Source organism: Capnocytophaga cynodegmi DSM 19736, from assembly GCF_000379185.1.
GTDB lineage: Bacteria > Bacteroidota > Bacteroidia > Flavobacteriales > Flavobacteriaceae > Capnocytophaga > Capnocytophaga cynodegmi.
In genome coordinates, this window is sequence record NZ_KB900704.1 from 143,626 (window position 1) to 159,703 (window position 16,078).

At 34.4% G+C, this 16,078-nt stretch carries 17 protein-coding genes and 1 pseudogene; 8 read left to right on the top strand and 10 right to left on the bottom strand.

Annotated features, from left to right (window positions below; genetic code table 11):
* Positions 1 to 315 precede the first annotated feature (315 nt).
* The 4 genes from YW9_RS0101840 to kdsB form a co-directional block, all read right to left on the bottom strand.
* Positions 316 to 1,098, bottom strand: a complete 783-nt coding sequence (locus tag YW9_RS0101840; protein WP_155848697.1) for a hypothetical protein — start codon at positions 1,096 to 1,098, stop codon at positions 316 to 318.
* Between the two features lie 13 nt (positions 1,099 to 1,111).
* Positions 1,112 to 1,681, bottom strand: a complete 570-nt coding sequence (locus YW9_RS0101845) for a hypothetical protein (protein WP_155848698.1) — start codon at positions 1,679 to 1,681, stop codon at positions 1,112 to 1,114.
* 84 nt (positions 1,682 to 1,765) lie between these two features.
* A complete protein-coding gene (locus YW9_RS0101850) occupies positions 1,766 to 2,254 on the bottom strand; it encodes a hypothetical protein (RefSeq protein WP_018278476.1) in 489 nt (162 codons plus the stop codon).
* A gap of 118 nt (positions 2,255 to 2,372) precedes the next feature.
* Positions 2,373 to 3,116: a 3-deoxy-manno-octulosonate cytidylyltransferase gene (kdsB, locus tag YW9_RS0101855; protein ID WP_018278477.1), complete on the bottom strand. Its 744-nt coding sequence runs from the start codon at positions 3,114 to 3,116 to the stop codon at positions 2,373 to 2,375.
* Between the two features lie 301 nt (positions 3,117 to 3,417).
* Here kdsB and YW9_RS0101860 point away from each other — a divergent pair, with 301 nt between their 5' ends.
* Positions 3,418 to 4,665: a site-specific integrase gene (locus YW9_RS0101860; protein WP_018278478.1), complete on the top strand. Its 1,248-nt coding sequence runs from the start codon at positions 3,418 to 3,420 to the stop codon at positions 4,663 to 4,665.
* Between the two features lie 139 nt (positions 4,666 to 4,804).
* Here the strand turns inward: YW9_RS0101860 and YW9_RS0101865 are convergent, their stop codons facing one another.
* A complete protein-coding gene (locus YW9_RS0101865; RefSeq protein WP_018278479.1) occupies positions 4,805 to 5,047 on the bottom strand; it encodes a hypothetical protein in 243 nt (80 codons plus the stop codon).
* Between the two features lie 753 nt (positions 5,048 to 5,800).
* Here YW9_RS0101865 and mobA point away from each other — a divergent pair.
* The 7 genes and pseudogenes from mobA to YW9_RS0101900 all read left to right on the top strand — a co-directional run bounded on the left by mobA (position 5,801) and on the right by YW9_RS0101900 (position 11,278).
* Positions 5,801 to 6,198, top strand: a pseudogene (mobA, locus tag YW9_RS12385) (conjugal transfer protein MobA).
* Positions 6,188 to 6,487, top strand: coding sequence for a hypothetical protein (locus YW9_RS0101875; protein WP_018278481.1), 300 nt, complete (start codon positions 6,188 to 6,190; stop codon positions 6,485 to 6,487). Before mobA ends, YW9_RS0101875 begins: the two are co-directional and overlap by 11 nt.
* A gap of 119 nt (positions 6,488 to 6,606) precedes the next feature.
* Positions 6,607 to 7,323: an iron-sulfur cluster repair di-iron protein gene (gene ric / locus YW9_RS0101880; RefSeq protein ID WP_018278482.1), complete on the top strand. Its 717-nt coding sequence runs from the start codon at positions 6,607 to 6,609 to the stop codon at positions 7,321 to 7,323.
* 92 nt (positions 7,324 to 7,415) lie between these two features.
* Positions 7,416 to 7,790 carry a hypothetical protein gene (locus YW9_RS12390; protein WP_155848699.1) on the top strand — a complete coding sequence of 125 codons (375 nt, stop codon included), beginning with the start codon at positions 7,416 to 7,418 and terminating at the stop codon, positions 7,788 to 7,790.
* Between the two features lie 157 nt (positions 7,791 to 7,947).
* A complete protein-coding gene (locus YW9_RS0101890; RefSeq protein WP_018278484.1) occupies positions 7,948 to 8,907 on the top strand; it encodes a hypothetical protein in 960 nt (319 codons plus the stop codon).
* Between the two features lie 116 nt (positions 8,908 to 9,023).
* The gene (locus tag YW9_RS0101895; protein ID WP_018278485.1) at positions 9,024 to 9,254 is read left to right on the top strand and encodes a hypothetical protein; all 231 of its coding nucleotides are present in this window, start codon (positions 9,024 to 9,026) and stop codon (positions 9,252 to 9,254) included.
* 26 nt (positions 9,255 to 9,280) lie between these two features.
* Positions 9,281 to 11,278, top strand: a complete 1,998-nt coding sequence (locus tag YW9_RS0101900) for a TonB-dependent receptor (protein ID WP_026193735.1) — start codon at positions 9,281 to 9,283, stop codon at positions 11,276 to 11,278.
* 177 nt (positions 11,279 to 11,455) lie between these two features.
* Here YW9_RS0101900 and YW9_RS0101905 read toward each other — a convergent pair whose 3' ends face one another.
* From YW9_RS0101905 to YW9_RS0101920, 5 genes are all read right to left on the bottom strand, one after another.
* A complete protein-coding gene (locus tag YW9_RS0101905) occupies positions 11,456 to 11,923 on the bottom strand; it encodes a hypothetical protein (RefSeq protein WP_018278487.1) in 468 nt (155 codons plus the stop codon).
* A gap of 6 nt (positions 11,924 to 11,929) precedes the next feature.
* Positions 11,930 to 13,702 carry a TonB-dependent receptor domain-containing protein gene (locus YW9_RS13675; protein ID WP_369073230.1) on the bottom strand — a complete coding sequence of 591 codons (1,773 nt, stop codon included), beginning with the start codon at positions 13,700 to 13,702 and terminating at the stop codon, positions 11,930 to 11,932.
* A complete protein-coding gene (locus tag YW9_RS13680; protein ID WP_051074744.1) occupies positions 13,587 to 14,369 on the bottom strand; it encodes a TonB-dependent receptor plug domain-containing protein in 783 nt (260 codons plus the stop codon). Before YW9_RS13680 ends, YW9_RS13675 begins: the two co-directional genes overlap by 116 nt.
* A 221-nt stretch (positions 14,370 to 14,590) precedes the next feature.
* Positions 14,591 to 15,373: an ABC transporter permease gene (locus YW9_RS0101915; protein WP_026193736.1), complete on the bottom strand. Its 783-nt coding sequence runs from the start codon at positions 15,371 to 15,373 to the stop codon at positions 14,591 to 14,593.
* Complete coding sequence (locus tag YW9_RS0101920; protein WP_018278489.1) at positions 15,366 to 16,076, bottom strand: ABC transporter ATP-binding protein; 711 nt, start codon at positions 16,074 to 16,076, stop codon at positions 15,366 to 15,368. Before YW9_RS0101920 ends, YW9_RS0101915 begins: the two co-directional genes overlap by 8 nt.
* Between the last annotated feature and the right edge of the window lie 2 nt (positions 16,077 to 16,078).

Here is a 16,078-nt window from a genome sequence, read left to right on the forward strand (position 1 = left end):
AGTAATTTTTTATTAATCAGTTCCGCAAATCTATGCTTTTTTTTGTAATAATGCTTTTATATTTTGTTAAAATTATTTTTTTATTGAATAAAAAACTGCCCACAAAAGGCAGTTTTTTACATATTTAATAAGTATTTTAATATTCCTTGTATATAATATTTTTTACGTCATAAATAACAACAGAACCATCTACATTATTGATTGCAAATAACTTATCTTCAGAAAAAGTTAAACAAGTAACATTAATTGGTTTGGATTGAAAACTTGTATATTTTCGTCCTATCATTCCTTTTTCAGTATCAATTCTGGCAAATCCTAATTCAGCCCTCTAAAATGAACTAATTGGTATATTCTCGTTCCAAAATTTATATTTCTAGAGACAGTTTGTTCGTTATTTATGAGCATATTTTCCTGCAAATCATACGTTTCTATCGAAGTACCATTTGATAAATATAACTTTTTATCAATATGAGCCAGTGAAGCATTACTTCTCTGGTAAAAAGCACTTCTTACAGGAGCAGAAATTCTCTTTGAATTTTCTGGTGTAATGTCTGAATTTCTGTAAAAAAGAAGTCTCCGCAAGTCACGAACCAAAAAATAATCTTCCATCGGTAGTAATGCCAAAGCCTGAAACATTCCGTTATTTCTGTAACCCTTTGTACCTGAACCAATAACCATATGCAACGAATACGTTTTTCTGTTGAATACCTGTATTGTATTTAATTGTGTAACAAATAAATAATCGTTATTGATTGCCACATCTTTTATTTCTTTTAAATTGGAAATCAATTCCGTAAGTTGTCCCGTTTGTAAATCTAACTTTTGGATAGAATATGTTTTATTTGTTCCATTAATGGCTTCCACTCCCAAGAAAAGCTCATTTTCATACCAATCAATCGCGATGAATCTTTCATTTTGCTTCTTATTGGTTAAAATTGACTTTTGCTCTTCAAAATAGTATGCAATGGTTGATTCCGACTTAACCTTAGGGTCTACTTTTACTATTTTTTCAACTTTTTTCTCTACAATAACTTCTTCAATCTGCTTTCCACACGAAAACAAAGCGGTTAGTAGGATAAATGCAAATATTTTCTTCATTTATTGTATTATTTTATTTTTCATAAGGATATTTTAAGAAAGGAAGCTGTCCTTCCAGCAATAATTTCTGATAAACAGCCATTCCTACAGGAACTAATCCTTTAGCGTCTTTTCCTTTATCGTAGAAATACGTCATATTTCCATCGTGACCATAACCTGCTACATGACCAAATTCGTGAATCCAAACGTTCATAACCAAAGAACTATGCCAAGGAGAATTCAAATCTGATTTTGTATAGTAAGCACTTTTAGGATTATTAATGTACTCACGACGAACCCCAAAGGTAGTGCCTCCGCCTAAGCCCCCCAAACCAGGTTCTACAATTATTCCCAAATTCTGACGAGGAATATTTATAAAACTTTTCATTACGTGTTCCCTATCCAAAGGAACTCCTTTTTTATTCTCAAATTCATACGGGGTTTCTTTAATTGCTTTTTCAAAATCTTCTGAACTAAGCATATACGCCATATTCAACACAACTGGCAGATAATTTCTAGTATCTTCAGCTGTTAATCTCCCCCATTTTGTATCTTTTTCGTAAGGTCTGAAGCAGTAGAAAGTGTTAAGCTTAATTTTTTTCATTTTTTCAAGCATTGGGTCATTGCTTATCAAAGAAAATTTTAAATCAGAAGTAGAAAGATTATTTATATTTTCTACGGAAATCTTTTATCCATTGACATCTTCGAAAAATATTTCTCTTGCAGAAAAAGGCAATTCACCAACATACTCGTACAAAGGAGGAAATTCCTCAAAAAAAGCAATTTTCACAGGTGCTTTAAATCCTTCAATATACATTTGAAGTTCAACATTAGTGAAAGTGTGGGGCAAAAAGTTACGAATTCGATACTTATTCCCTTCAATGGCACGTACTTCCAACATTTCATTTACGCGGAAAGCTCTTAAATCATCATCATAAAGAACTACTTTGCCGTTTACTTCTTTGTTATCTTCATCTGTAAACTTTTCTTTCCCAGACTCTTGAATTTGTAAAGCTGTCATTGTTGGGACTTTAACTAAGTCAAAATCTTTAACGACTTGTTTTTCAACTTCAACCTCAACGATTTTCTCTTCTTGCTCAGTTTTCGTACACGCAAGCGCAAGTAGCCCTGCTAAAGCAAATAACTTTACTTTCAATCTTTTAGTAGGTATTTTCATTGTTATTCATTATTTTAAGGGGCAAAAATAGTACTTTTTTAAAACTACAAAAAAATAAAGGTTGTTTTCAAAAGAAAAACAACCTTTATGACTAAAATATTTTTCTGAAAAATTTAAATTACGAATGATTTGATTTTCTCCAAAGTTGTCGTGCTTTCTGTAAATCTTCTTCGGTGTCAATTCCTATAGTTGGTATGTTGGTTTCTGCCAGACGAATTTTAAATCCATTTTCCAAATAACGAAGTTGCTCTAATTTTTCTGTCTTTTCCAAAATAGATTCCCCTAATTGTGTAAACTGCATCAGGGCTTCTTTTCTGTAGGCATAAATACCAATGTGTTTGAAATAAATTCCTTCTGAATTTTCATCTCTTGGGAAAGGAATGAAAGCTCTTGAAAAATAAAGTGCATCGCCTTTTTTGTTAACCACAACTTTTACATTATTAGGATTTGAAATATCTTCAGGATTGTGTAATCGTTCCATCAAACTAAAAACACTTATCTGTTTTTCAATGTCTTCCGCAAACGTTTTGAGTAATATTTCAAGATTTTTTCTCTCTGTAAAAGGTTCATCTCCTTGAATGTTTACGATTAAGTCTGCTTCCAGATTTTCACAAGCCTCTGCAATTCGGTCACTTCCGCTCTGATGTTCCTTTTTACTGCGAATTACCTTTCCTCCCACCTCTGTAATAGCTTCTTCAATTCGGTCATCATCGGTAACTACATACACTTGTTCAAAAAGTTTTGTACTTAAAACAGCCTCAAAAGTCCTAACAATCACTGGTTTTCCTTCTAAATCTTTCATCAATTTTCCCGAAAAACGAGAAGCCTCGTAACGAGCAGGAATCATTGCTATTATTTTCATAGATAACTTCTTTTTGTAGCAAAGATATATTTTTTAGAAGAAAAATAAAACTAAACGGCAAAATTAAGCAAAAAGCTGTAATATACACATTATAAGCCACTTTATTTTTTATCAGAGAAATGTTGGAAAGCAAGGCATAGGGTAATTTGACGGGTAAAAACAAAGTTAGGTTTCTAAATCGTTACCTAATGGTGGTTTTAAATATTTTAAGTAAAAGACTATATTTCAGTGTTTTGCACTTATTTTTCATAGCGTATGGTAACTCAATAGANATTAATTTTGTAATTTAAAAAGTTGAGTTATGCAAGTAAAAAAATCAACCTTCAAAGTGCTTNTCTATCTGAAAAANAATGCTCCTAAGAAAAACGGAAAAGTNGCCATTATGGGTAGAATTACCATTGATGGTAAAATTGCCCAATTTAGTACCAAGCTCGAAATTTTTCCTGATAAATGGGACTTGAAATTCGGCAAAGTCTTAGGTAAGAGTGAAGAAGCTCTTTCATTAAATCGCAAATTGGAAGAACTGAAAACTCGTTTGGTCAATCAATATGACCATTTGATGAAAACAGAAGGCTTTGCCACTGCCGAAAAGCTTAAAAACAGCTTTTTAGGCATTGGAACAATGGACGATTCGCTTTTAAAAGTTTTTGAAAATTTCAACGTTGATTTTGAAAAAATGGTTCAAAAAGGAGTAAGAGGCAAACAGACATTAGCGAAATATCAAAGCGTGTATACACATCTTTTGGACTTTATAAACTACAAATACCATCGTACGGATATAGCTTTTAGGGAGCTTACAGCGGATTTTATTAAAGATTTTGATTTTTATCTTCGTGTTGATAAAGGTTTAACACACAATACGATATGGGTGTATATGATGCCTTTGTGTAAGATGATTGACATCGCTTTGGAAAAAGATTTGATTCACAAGAACCCATTCCGAGAATACGAAATTACAATGCAGGAAAAAAACCGAGGTTATTTGCTAAAAGAAGAAATTGAGCAGTTATTGAGCTGTACTTTTAGGAGTAAAACCCGTGAATTGGTGCGTGATTTGTTCGTGTTTAGCTGTTTTACAGGACTTTCGTATATTGACATCAAACAGCTTAAAAAGAACCAAATTCAAACCTTTTTTGATGGCAATCGTTGGATTCTTTCCCGTAGGCAAAAAACGAGCAATCCTTCCAATGTTCGCATACTTCCCATAGCTCAAAAAATCATCGACAAATACGAATCCATCAGCAGAGGTGAGTTTGTATTTCCTGTTCCAAGTAATACCTCTTGCAATCTTCATTTAAGAGAAATTAGCTTAGAGGCGGGTATTGATAAAACAAAGTCATTGAGCTTTCATTGGGCAAGGCATACTTTCGGCACTTTATTCCTTACAGAGGGTGTTCCTTTGGAAAGTGTTAGTAAAATGATGGGACACAAGAATTTGAAAACCACACAGATTTATGCTAAAATCACCAATGAAAAAATCAGTAAGAATATGGAAAAAATCGCTTGTAAATTCAATGACTTTGGTGAGCGATTAGTCGCTTCATTATAGTGTAATTCACTGCAATTCATATGATAATATAAAATATTAATCTTTAAGATTAACCGATACAGAGATTGTTTACAATTTTTGTATCGGTTTTTTTATTGGATTTTATTCGGCAGAGGAAGGCTACTTCATTTCATTTTAGTTAGTAATGGTGTGTGCGTTTGTTTATGGGATTTTCTCCTGTTTTATTTATGGGGTAAGAAGCCGATATGGGTGTTCGTTTTCGAGAGCAAAGGTATTTCTGTGTTTGTAACGCTGCCACAAGGTCAAGCCTTTGGTTTTCAAAAAAATCTCCACACCCGTTTTCAACAGGGGTTGTATTTTTTTGAAAAACCTTGTAGCCGCTAAACACAGACCTTTTAGGCTCTCGAAACGACAACCGCATATTCCGGCTCTTTATACGAATAAAAAAAATGTCGAAAATGATAAAAATGAACGCACTACTTACTACTTGTTTTAATGAAACGACTTCGCTCTTCCTCTCATTGCCGAATTAAAAATTTTAGTTAAGATGAGCAAGTATGCTTATGTTTTTTGTGCTTTCTTCTTTTATATTTAGAAACTTACCTATTTGTATGCTTACTTATACACGCACGTACCTACATATTTACATACATATATACACAAACAAGTAAGTGTGTAAGTATTTACGTTTGCAGATAATCACATAGGTATTATCGTATTTGTTTACGTACGTATGTACATATGTAAGTACGTTGGTACGTAGCTACGTAGCTACATACATATGTATGTGCGTACAAAGAAACATACACAATTACACACGTATTTACATAAGGAAGTCTTTGGCATTATAAGGCATTCAATGGCAAGGAATGATATACCTGCTAAATGATTGAAATTCGGTTGTTTTGCACAAAAACAAAAGACAATGATTTTGGAAGTTTTTTCTCTCTTTTTTAAAGCTGACTTTAATGCGACCGATAGGGAGTATTTTCTGTTCACCCGAACAGAGCAAGTTGTGTTTTGAGGCACTCTAAGGCGTATTAGTACCTCAAAACCACTTGCCCTTGCAGGGAGCTGAAAACCCCTCCAAAGTCGTGGTTTTTACTTACTAATAAAATTGTATACGGACAATAAATTACAACCTCAAAAACTAAAATTAGGAAGAGTTCCTAAAATAGATAAGGCTATTTACCGATATACTATCAGTTTCAATCAGGTAGAACACACTCGATTTTATCTCTTTTCGAACAATCGGGAATGAAAATCAAAGCTCATTTTATCACTTCGTTATTATTTTCCAAAGAAATCAAAAGTGTAAAATTCAATAAATCAGTATTGGATTTTTATATCAAACTCACCGAACTCTATGGACAATTTCGGGCGGTGGGAGTGAATTACAATCAGATAGTAAAGATTTTGTATCGCAATTTTTCCGAAAAGAAAGCCGCTGCCTATCTGTTTAAACTCGAAAAACAAACCGCTCAAATGGTAGCTATCTGCAAAGAAATTATTGCTATTTCACAACAATTAGAACAACATATCACTGAAAAAAACACGAAAAATGGTCGCTAAAATACATCGAGGAAGCAATCTTTTGGGAGTGCTTCTGTACAATCATAACAAATTAGACAAGCAAGAAGCTGCGATTTTACACACTCAAAAAATTATTCCGCCTGTCAATGGAAACATAGGAATATCAAAAATTACCCATTCTTTTGCTCTGTATCTATTTGCCAAACAAAAGACCGAAAAGCAACCCAATGGGGTGAAGTATTCTTTTTTTAGAAAAAGTAATTATCTGTATTTTATGAAGTTATATATTACAAATACACTATTTTTCTTAGAGAACCAAATATGTTAAAGAATGTAACAACACATCTGAAACATTACTGGTTGAATGGATTTGCTTTATAAAATATAAAAAGATTTGTTTATCCTTTTATATTTTATATATTTGTACCAAAATTTAAAACGCCAAGTATGAATTTAGAAAATAACACTATTGGAGAGATTGTAGCTCAGGATTTTAGGGCTGCCGCAATATTTAAAAAGTACGGAATTGATTTTTGTTGCAAAGGAGGGCGAACTATTACAGAGGCTTGCAAGAAAAAAGAAATCAATCAAAATCAGCTAATGAATGAACTAAAAGCTATTCCGCAAGGAGGAAATGAAAATCTTAACGTAAGTGATTGGCCTCTCGACCTTTTGGCTAACTATATCGTACGAATGCATCATAGTTATGTACGGGAAAAAATTCCGTATTTACTACAATTTTTAGATAAGCTTTGTAAAGTTCATGGAGACAGACATCCTGAATTGCTTGAAATCAATCACCTTTTTACGGAAAGTGCTTTTGATTTGCAAAGTCATCTGGAAAAAGAAGAGCAAATTCTATTCCCTTTCATTGAAGAATTGGTAAAAGCCTCACAAAATGGTGGGAAAACGCCTGTGCCTCACTTCGGAACGGTTGCCAACCCCATCAAAATGATGGAGTACGAACATAGTGCAGAAGGTGACCGATTTGAAAAAATCGCAACACTGACAGATGGCTACACCCCACCTGCCGACGCTTGCAACACGTACAGAGTTACCTTTGCTATGCTTCAAGAATTTGAAGATAATTTACATCGACATATTCATTTGGAAAACAACATTTTATTCCCAAAAGCTATTGCATTGGAAAAACAATTGCAATAGAATAAACATTGGAAATTTCAATTTTGAAATTTCCAATGTTTATTTATGGATTTAATAAAACCAATACAATATTTTTCTTATTTCTGTCCTCGTTGAAAAGAAAATTTTACATAGGTATTTTATTTATAGCTTTTTCCGTACTTTATAGCAGTTTACGGACGGGGGTGTATTTCACCTATTATCTTTTGGATAATGAGGGGTTTACGGAAAATTTCTGTCAGAATCAGGACAAACCCGAAATGCATTGCGACGGAAAATGTAAACTTGCCGATGTAGCTTCTGAAAATGAGAAAAATAACGACTTTAACTTTGAAAAATTCGCCACGGACTTCAATTGGATTTCTCACGAGAATTTTTCGTATCCCATTTTTGTAAAACAACAAGACACACAACACAAATTTCACCACAAAAATCCTTATTGGGAAAAAATTCATTTTGCTATTTTTCATCCACCTATTTTCGTGTAATTTTCTTCATTTTTGACTGATTTTTGCCAAGCTAAGCAAAATAGAAGTTTTAACATTGCAAAATTCAATCTTTAGTATTTTGGAGATAAAAAATATCTTCAAGGGGATTTTATATTCCAAAAGCAACGAAAATTATTAATTTAAATAGCAATTTAAGATGAAAATAACAACATATATCACCATTTTATTTACTTTTTTAATTGTTTCTTGCTCGAAAGATGATAAAAACATCGAAAAACCGATTGAAGAAACAAAAAATATCAGTCCTGTTGCACCTTCCGATGCTCCTACACCTTCGGATAAGCTCAAAGAAGTGGCAAATTTCACCGAAAATAATCACTTAATTTCCGTAAAAACTGTCAATGGAGCTTTATACACAGGATATAATGATGTTTACCTCACCATTACAGATGTAAAAACAGGTAAAGCATTGTCGGCTGAAAAAATCAATTTCCTGCCAATGATGCGTATGTACGACAATGGCGATTCGAAAAAAATCAAGCATTCACATTCGTGTCCGCATACCGAAAATTTAACACAAGTACACAATAATCATTACCGAGGATATGCTGTCTTTCAGATGAATACGGGCGAACTTGGGCATTGGGATTTGAATTTGAATTACACCATTTCAGGCAAAGAATTTCAGGTTAAGGAACAACGCATCGAAATTCAGAAACAACCTAAAGAAAGTCATCTGAAATTTACAAGATTTAAAGGAAAAGACGGAAAAATGTATATTCTGGCACTTATTAGCCCAATGCAGCACCGTAACGGACGTAATGACAATGTTATAGCCGGTTTATTCAAGGCCGAATCGATGGTTTCTTTTCCGCAGGCAAAAGGTTTTTCACTTTTGTTAGACCCACGTATGCCCGGTGCTGACATGCAAAATCATTCTACACCTTTTGACGACTTTAAAGCCCAACCCGATGGCTTCCACAAAGCCAATATTAACTATTCAATGAGTGGTTACTGGGAATTGAATTTCCAAATAAAAAACACTGAGGGTGAAGTCATTGCAGGAACGGAAATCCCCAAAACTCCGAAAACCAAAGAAGATTTTGATGCCGTTAGTGAGGTACATTTACGAATAGATATTCCGGAAGGAAAATAATTTTTTAGTATGAAAAGTATGGTAAGGTCTCTTTTTACTTGAAAAATCTTCAAAATAAAAATTGATTTTACCATATTTTTAAAAAAATGTGTTAAGTTAATTATTTATTTTCATATATGTACTTTTGTCTTAAAACAAAAGTACCAAAAATTCAAGGCTGTGGATACTCTGCTAAAAATCAAATCATTTCACTGAAAATCTCCAAACTCGCTGACGTTCAAACAATGGATATTTTCTACGTTCCATTCATTGATTTTATTAACGCTCCGTTTCCAATGCCAGTAAAATCACAACAAAAATACTCAAAATCAACACTTAATTACAAAATAAAATATGTATTTAAGTAATGACCTCTAAAAATATGTTACAACGAATGAAAAAATTTCTTTTCGGCATAACTGTTTTGTTATCAGGGATTTTGTTTGCCCAAAAAACACAAGAAAAAGACAGTGTGATTCATCTTTCGGAAGTGATTATCAAAGCTTTGAAGGAAAATCTTCCAGAGCAGAAAATAAGTCATTCTGTGGAAGATTATCTGCAATCTTCGCAAAATGTAAACTTAATCCGCAGGGGGGCGTACGCTTTTGAGCCTGTGCTGAATAATATGTTTAGCGAGCGTTCGGTGGTTACCATCGATGGAATGCGAATTTTTGGGGCGTGTACGGACAAAATGGACCCTGTAACTTCCTATGTGGAAATGCATAACTTATCCGACATCAGTATTAGTTCGGGGCAAGAGGGCAGTCATTACGGCACCACCATTGGCGGAAATATCGACCTGAAACCTCAAAAAGTGCATTTTTCGGTAAAACCTCAGTGGAAAAACACATTGCAAACCAGTGTAAAAAGCAATAATTTGGAACGTTTTGCGATGGGAAACACGCTTTTTTCTTCCGGAAATTTCGGGGCAAATATTTCATTTTCACATCGAAAAGCAGATAATTATCGCGACGGAAATCGGAAGCTTATAAAATATTCACAATACGAAAAAAGCAATGCTGCGACAAACGTAGGTTTTAAAATTGGCAATCGTGATGTGATTCGCGGGAGTGTAATTTACGATTCGGCTAAAAACATTGGTTATCCGGCACTTCCGATGGACGTTTCAAAAGCCAGAGCCTTGATTTCGATGCTTACACATACACATTATTTTGAAAATCAAAACTTTGAACTTTGGGAAACGAAACTGTATTACAATGATATTTATCACGAAATGGACGATTCTTTTCGGGAGGAAGGCGATAAACTTCCGGTGAAAATGGATATGCCCGGAAAAAGCGAAACCTTTGGCGGGATTTCAAAAATTCGTTGGAAGAAAAATCGTTTTTCGCAAGATATTCGCCTAAATGCCTTTCACAATCTTTCCACTGCCGAAATGACGATGCATTACCGAACCGGTGGCACGATGTTTACCTACACTTGGCCTAAGGTATCGACCAAAAATGCTAATTTTTCTGTGGAAAACCAATGGGAAATCACTGAAAATCAAAAAATAACTTTTAATGGGAATTTGGGTTGGCAAAACAATTACGTAAAAAGCGATGTGGGTTACAATCTAAATCAAGTATTTCATCGGTTTGAGCGAAGTAAAAATCGGGTTTTACCCAGTTTGTATGGTTCGTACTTGTGGCAGGGTCAAAACTGGGAAATTTCGGCAGGCGCAGGTTGGGGACAGCGAGCTCCCTCTGTTTCAGAAAGTTATGGTTTTTATTTGTTTAACAGCTCGGACGGATATGATTACATCGGGAATCCGAATTTGGATAATGAAACTTCGTGGGAAGGAAATTTTTCGGCTCAATATGCTAAAAATCAGTGGAAAGTTGCTTTTAAAAGTAGTTTTTTCCATATTCAGAATTACATCTTTGGGCAACCTTTCGGCGAGCCTGCTTGGCAGATGACGCCCCTCGGAGCTAAAAAACGAGGTTTGAAAATGTACGAATCATTGCTACACGCCAATCAGCTTAATGTTTCACTGCAAACAGAGTACAATTTCGGGAAATATTGGTTTTGGAAAAACACATTGGGTTATGCTTACGGAGCTGATTTTGAAGGAAATCCGCTTCCGTTTGTACGTCCGCCTTATTATTTATCGTCTGTGGCTTTTCGCAAAAATCGTTTTTCTTCGGAAGTTACCGTTGAAGGCGATTTGAAACAAACTCGATTCAGTACGGCTTACGGCGAGGACGCCACTCCTGCATATACGCTGACAAATCTTTCAGTTTCATACGTATTGCCTTTTGGTTCGCATCAGATTGATTTTCAGTTGGAAGTAGAAAATTTACTCGACACTTATTACACCACCTATGCCGACTGGAAAAACTTTCCCCGAATGGGACGAAATATCATTTTGGGAGTGAAATATCAGTTTTAGGTTTTTGATAAGTGCTTAAATAAGGAGTTTTATCCGCCACCCTTAATATCGTAAAAACACTTCCTGTAAAGTTCAGCAAAATCACTTTTAGAAGTCCAAACATTGAACTTTTGTATAGAACTATTTTTCAAAGGCTGTCCAAATCTCTGGACAGCCTCTGTGTTTTAAGTTTAAAGTTTATTTCTGAGCATCTATTCTAAATCCTCTGTGGCAAGATACACAATTGGTTAATAACTGATTGAGTTGTTCCTGCGTTCGTTTGGGTGAAAAGTTTTTCTCGGCTTCATCAGCTATTTCATCAAAGAGGTCGTGAGTTGAAAAACCTAATTGTTTGAAAGACAAGGGCAATGTTTGAACCAATCCCTGTGGAGCACATTCAGTTACAGCGTGTCCTGATTTTCGTGCCGCCTCAATGATTAGCTCGGGACGTTCATACAAAATCCCTGCATTTATCTGATGTACACTTTCTACAAAATGCCTCATCTCTCGCATAACAAATTCTCGATTATCGTTGCTCATCACGATGCTCACTCGCTCATCTCCTTCTATCTTCTGGGTACTTCCTCCTACAAACTTTGAGATAAGAAAAGCATTAATTCCTAAAGAAATAAGCAATAATCCTGCAAAAATTAATTTCTTTATCATAATATATTAAAAATTATAATTGAATCCTACAACTATGTTACGTCCCATTCCTGGAATATAATTTGTAAAACTATCAATGGTTGCCCCCTGTGCCTTCATTGGTGGTGGAACTACGATTTTGTCTCTTACAAGATAACTTGAAGCATATATTTTGTCAGCAAGATTGCGTGCATCTACGAAAATTCCCCATTTATGACGTTGAAATCCTATTCTGGCATTGATGAGTGTGAAAGGGTCTTGATGTAATTCATTCATATGATTGGTATATGTTTTCTCCAAAGATGACTCGGTGTTGATATTTAATAAAATACCTGAAGAGTGTTTATATTCCATTTTTCCAATGAGATAGTGACGCGGAATTCCAGCAATTTGTTTGTCTTTATACAATCCTTCTTTGAAATAGAAATTACTGAAGTTATAGGTAGCTCCTACTTGCAAATAATCTTTATTTTCTACTATTCCATTCCAAATATGGGATGTAAATCCTATTTCCGCTCCTTGGTGAATGGTTTTTGAAGGCGAATTGATGGTATTGCCACTTATTCCAACAAGGTCTGTAATGGTTAAAAGCTCACCTTTTATCCAAGAGTGATACAACGAAATATTCCATTGTAAACGATTCCCTATCTGACCTCTTGAGCCAATTTCTATGATTGAAGCTGTTTGTTCGGATAAATCAGAACTTTCTATTTTAGTGGGACTTGAGTTAATACTTCCTCCCGAAAGATTTATCAATTCTAAAAAAGTAGGTGGCTCGTAACTTCTGCTGAAATTCGCATAGGTTTGTACTGTTTTGGAAAGAGAAAATACTAATCCTATTTTGGGATTTAAACCAAAGAAATTGTGTTGCTTGTCAATAGCTTTGGAAGGGTTCATCGTCATTTTATTTGTCTGAAAACTGAATGAGGGACGCTGATTAGGATTGTCTTTCCTGTCTGTAATTTTTCTCAAATCCCAACTTGTTTGTAAAGATGCCACTAAATCTAATTCAGAAGTCAAAGAATATACCTCATTGAAATACAGAGTTTTGTTAAATGCCTCCAAATCATTATTAGCAAATATGATTGACTTGCTTCCCAATCTGTTTATAAAATAAGTTTGATTGGTTTTTCCATAATGAAGGCTTCCTCCAATTGAAAAATAATTTTTATTGGATTTATGCTCAAACACGATATTTCCTCCAAAATCATTATTGAAATTCTGACGAATATTTCCCGAGATTGGAAACGTGAATACATCATCTGTATACTGATAATACACTACCGAATGAAATGAAGCCTTGTCACCTACCTTAAGAGTATTTTTGTTCCCTATACGGAAGATTTCACTTGCACGATTAGGCTTGTCTCTCAACACATTAGGACCCAAATTCTTAGGAGTTGGCTTCCCATTAACTTGTTTAGGGTCAGCATACATTTGAGCTTTGGTAATAGGACCTGACACATCAAATGCCAAATTTGTGTAATTTGCTAAAATACGGGCTTCAAAATTATCAGAAAACCGATACCCCATATTGAGCAATGCATTATATCTCTTAGAACTATTGTATGTTCTAAATCCGTTGCTTTGATTGTAACTTGTTGATACAAAAATATCTTTGTTTCCTACATTTAGCCCTGAGGAAAGACTAGAGTTAAAATATTCAAAACTGCCTTTTTCTAATTTAACAGCAAAAGGCGATGCGTTGAATCCATTTTTGGTTACAAAATTTATCGCTCCCCCCCAAAGTAGCGCTCCCGTATTGCAAGGCGTTTGCTCCTTTATAAACTTCCACCAAATGAGATGCTTGCGGTTCCAGCACCCCTATGATGTAGGATCCATCTGCAAAATTAATCGGAATTCCATCTTGTAGTAAAGCAACTCCTCTTGATTGCGGATTACTTTGAATTCCAGAGCCACGAATATTCAAACGAGGTTGGTCATTTCCTCCAAAAAACTCCTGAATTATCACACCAGGCTCGTTTCCTATGGCGTCTTTAAGTGTTTGAGAACGTTGTGTTTTCAAGGCTGACAAGTCGGTAAGAATAACTCCTCCAGGAATACGATTTAAATTCTTTTGAATTGCTGATTTGGAATTAGTTACTAAGCTGGGATTATCCGTAACCACAACCTCTTGTAATTCAATCTCATTTCTGAAAAGAATAGCATCCAAATAGGTTACCCTATTTTCGTTACTTGAGGCAGATACTTCCACTGTTTTCTCTACAAATCCCATTTTGTAAATTCGTAAAGTTACTTTTGGGACGGGTACAGCAAGATTGTAGAATCCCTTCTCATTGGTGATAGCTCTAATTTTTCCATTTCCTTTTACTTCAACAATGACATCAGTAATAATATTTCTGTTTTCATCCGTGATTTTCCCTTTTATCTTATACGGGAAATTCTGTGCTTGCAATGTTGCAGTTCCTAACAATATTAATAGGTATCTGCCTAAAACTTTTACCATAATGCTTAATTTTATTTAGAATAATTAAATGCAAATGTAATGATTTGAAGTGAAGACAGCAAGAAAATAAAAGACTTTTTTGTGTTTTATTTTCAAATATAATTCATATTATTCAAAATAAATGTATTATATATTTTTAGAATATACTCTGTAATACCAAAAATCATATTTTGGAACTGTAATTAATAAGTTTAAGAATGAAATAAATAGAATTCCTCTTATCAAAAATCTTTTCTCTTTGCTTTGCGATTGATGAAAAATAACAGCCCCATAATCCAAGTCAAAAGCATTGCCATTGAAGCCCAAAGCCCTAGTTTTGAACCGAAAAAACTCTTGAAAATAGCCCCCGTATAACCCATAAGTGCCGAAATATCTAACTTTAAAAGAATCAGTATTCTTGATAAATCAATCGGGTTGAAGAATGTAGCTATTAGCGAATATCTTTCAAGTGGATATTCCTGAAAAATAAGCAACGAAATCAGGAAAATACCGTCGTAAATCACCGCCATAAAAAGCCATAAAAGAATCGAGAAACTAAATCCTTTTATTTTATTTTCATTGTGCAGAGCTATTAAATATGAAAAACCAGCGAAGATAAAATTTAGGAAAATCCCCGTTATTATCAGCATTAAAAAATTAAATATCTCTCCAGAAAGCAAAACTCCGTATAACAAAAACGGTATTCCCATTCCGAAAAGCAAACTAAGACTTAAAGACAATGCAATCCCAATATATTGTCCTATGAAAAGCGTGGTTCGCCTTAGTGGTTGTGCCAATAAAAGCTCAATGAACTCTCGTGAATTATAGTAGTACATCACCCCGAATATCGTAGCAATAAGCGGAATGAGAATAGTTACAATATTCATAAAAGTAATGATAGATTTGGCAACATCATTACTTAAAAAAAGTAAAATGCTACTAAGTAAAAGATAAAATCCCAAATAAAAATACGACCAACTGCTGCGCATTAGGTCAAAAAATGTATATCGAATAATCTTAATCATACGCTTGTTCTTTAAGTAATTGAGCTATGGCTTCCTGAAAATCTGTTTTTTGGGTTTTGTTGATGAGTTCGGTAATTGTTCCTCTGAAATAAATATTTCCTTCAAGAATAAAAAGTACCTCATCGGAAAGTTCTTCTATGAAACTCAAAATGTGTGAAGTCATCAAAATGGTTTTGCCTTTCTGCTTTTCTTTTATAATCAATTTTTTGAGTTCCAGCGTGGCGATGGGGTCTAATCCAGAAGTAGGTTCGTCAAGTACAATACACGGAGTATCAGCCATAAAGGTAAGCACGATGTTTACCTTCTGTTTTGTTCCGCCGGAGAGATTTCCCAACTTCTTTTCCAGATGTTTTTCCAAATTGAACACCTCGATCAACTCTTTATCGTTGCAATTTTCGCCCTTTAGTTGCTTGATGAGTTTAATGAGTTCTTTAACTTTCAGATTATTTGGAAAGTTCGCAATTTGAGGAAGATACGCAATTTGTTGGTGATAATCCCACTTATTTTTTATGGTTTTTCCTTGAAATTTAATATCGCCATCGGTGGGGATTACCATTCCGAGGAGACTTTTTATCAAAGTTGTTTTCCCTGAACCATTCGGACCTAATATGGCAAAGATTCCGTTGCCTTCTATGGCGAAATCAATGCCTTTTAGTACGTGCAATTTGTCAAATTTTTTATGTACGTTGCTAAATTCTATCATAG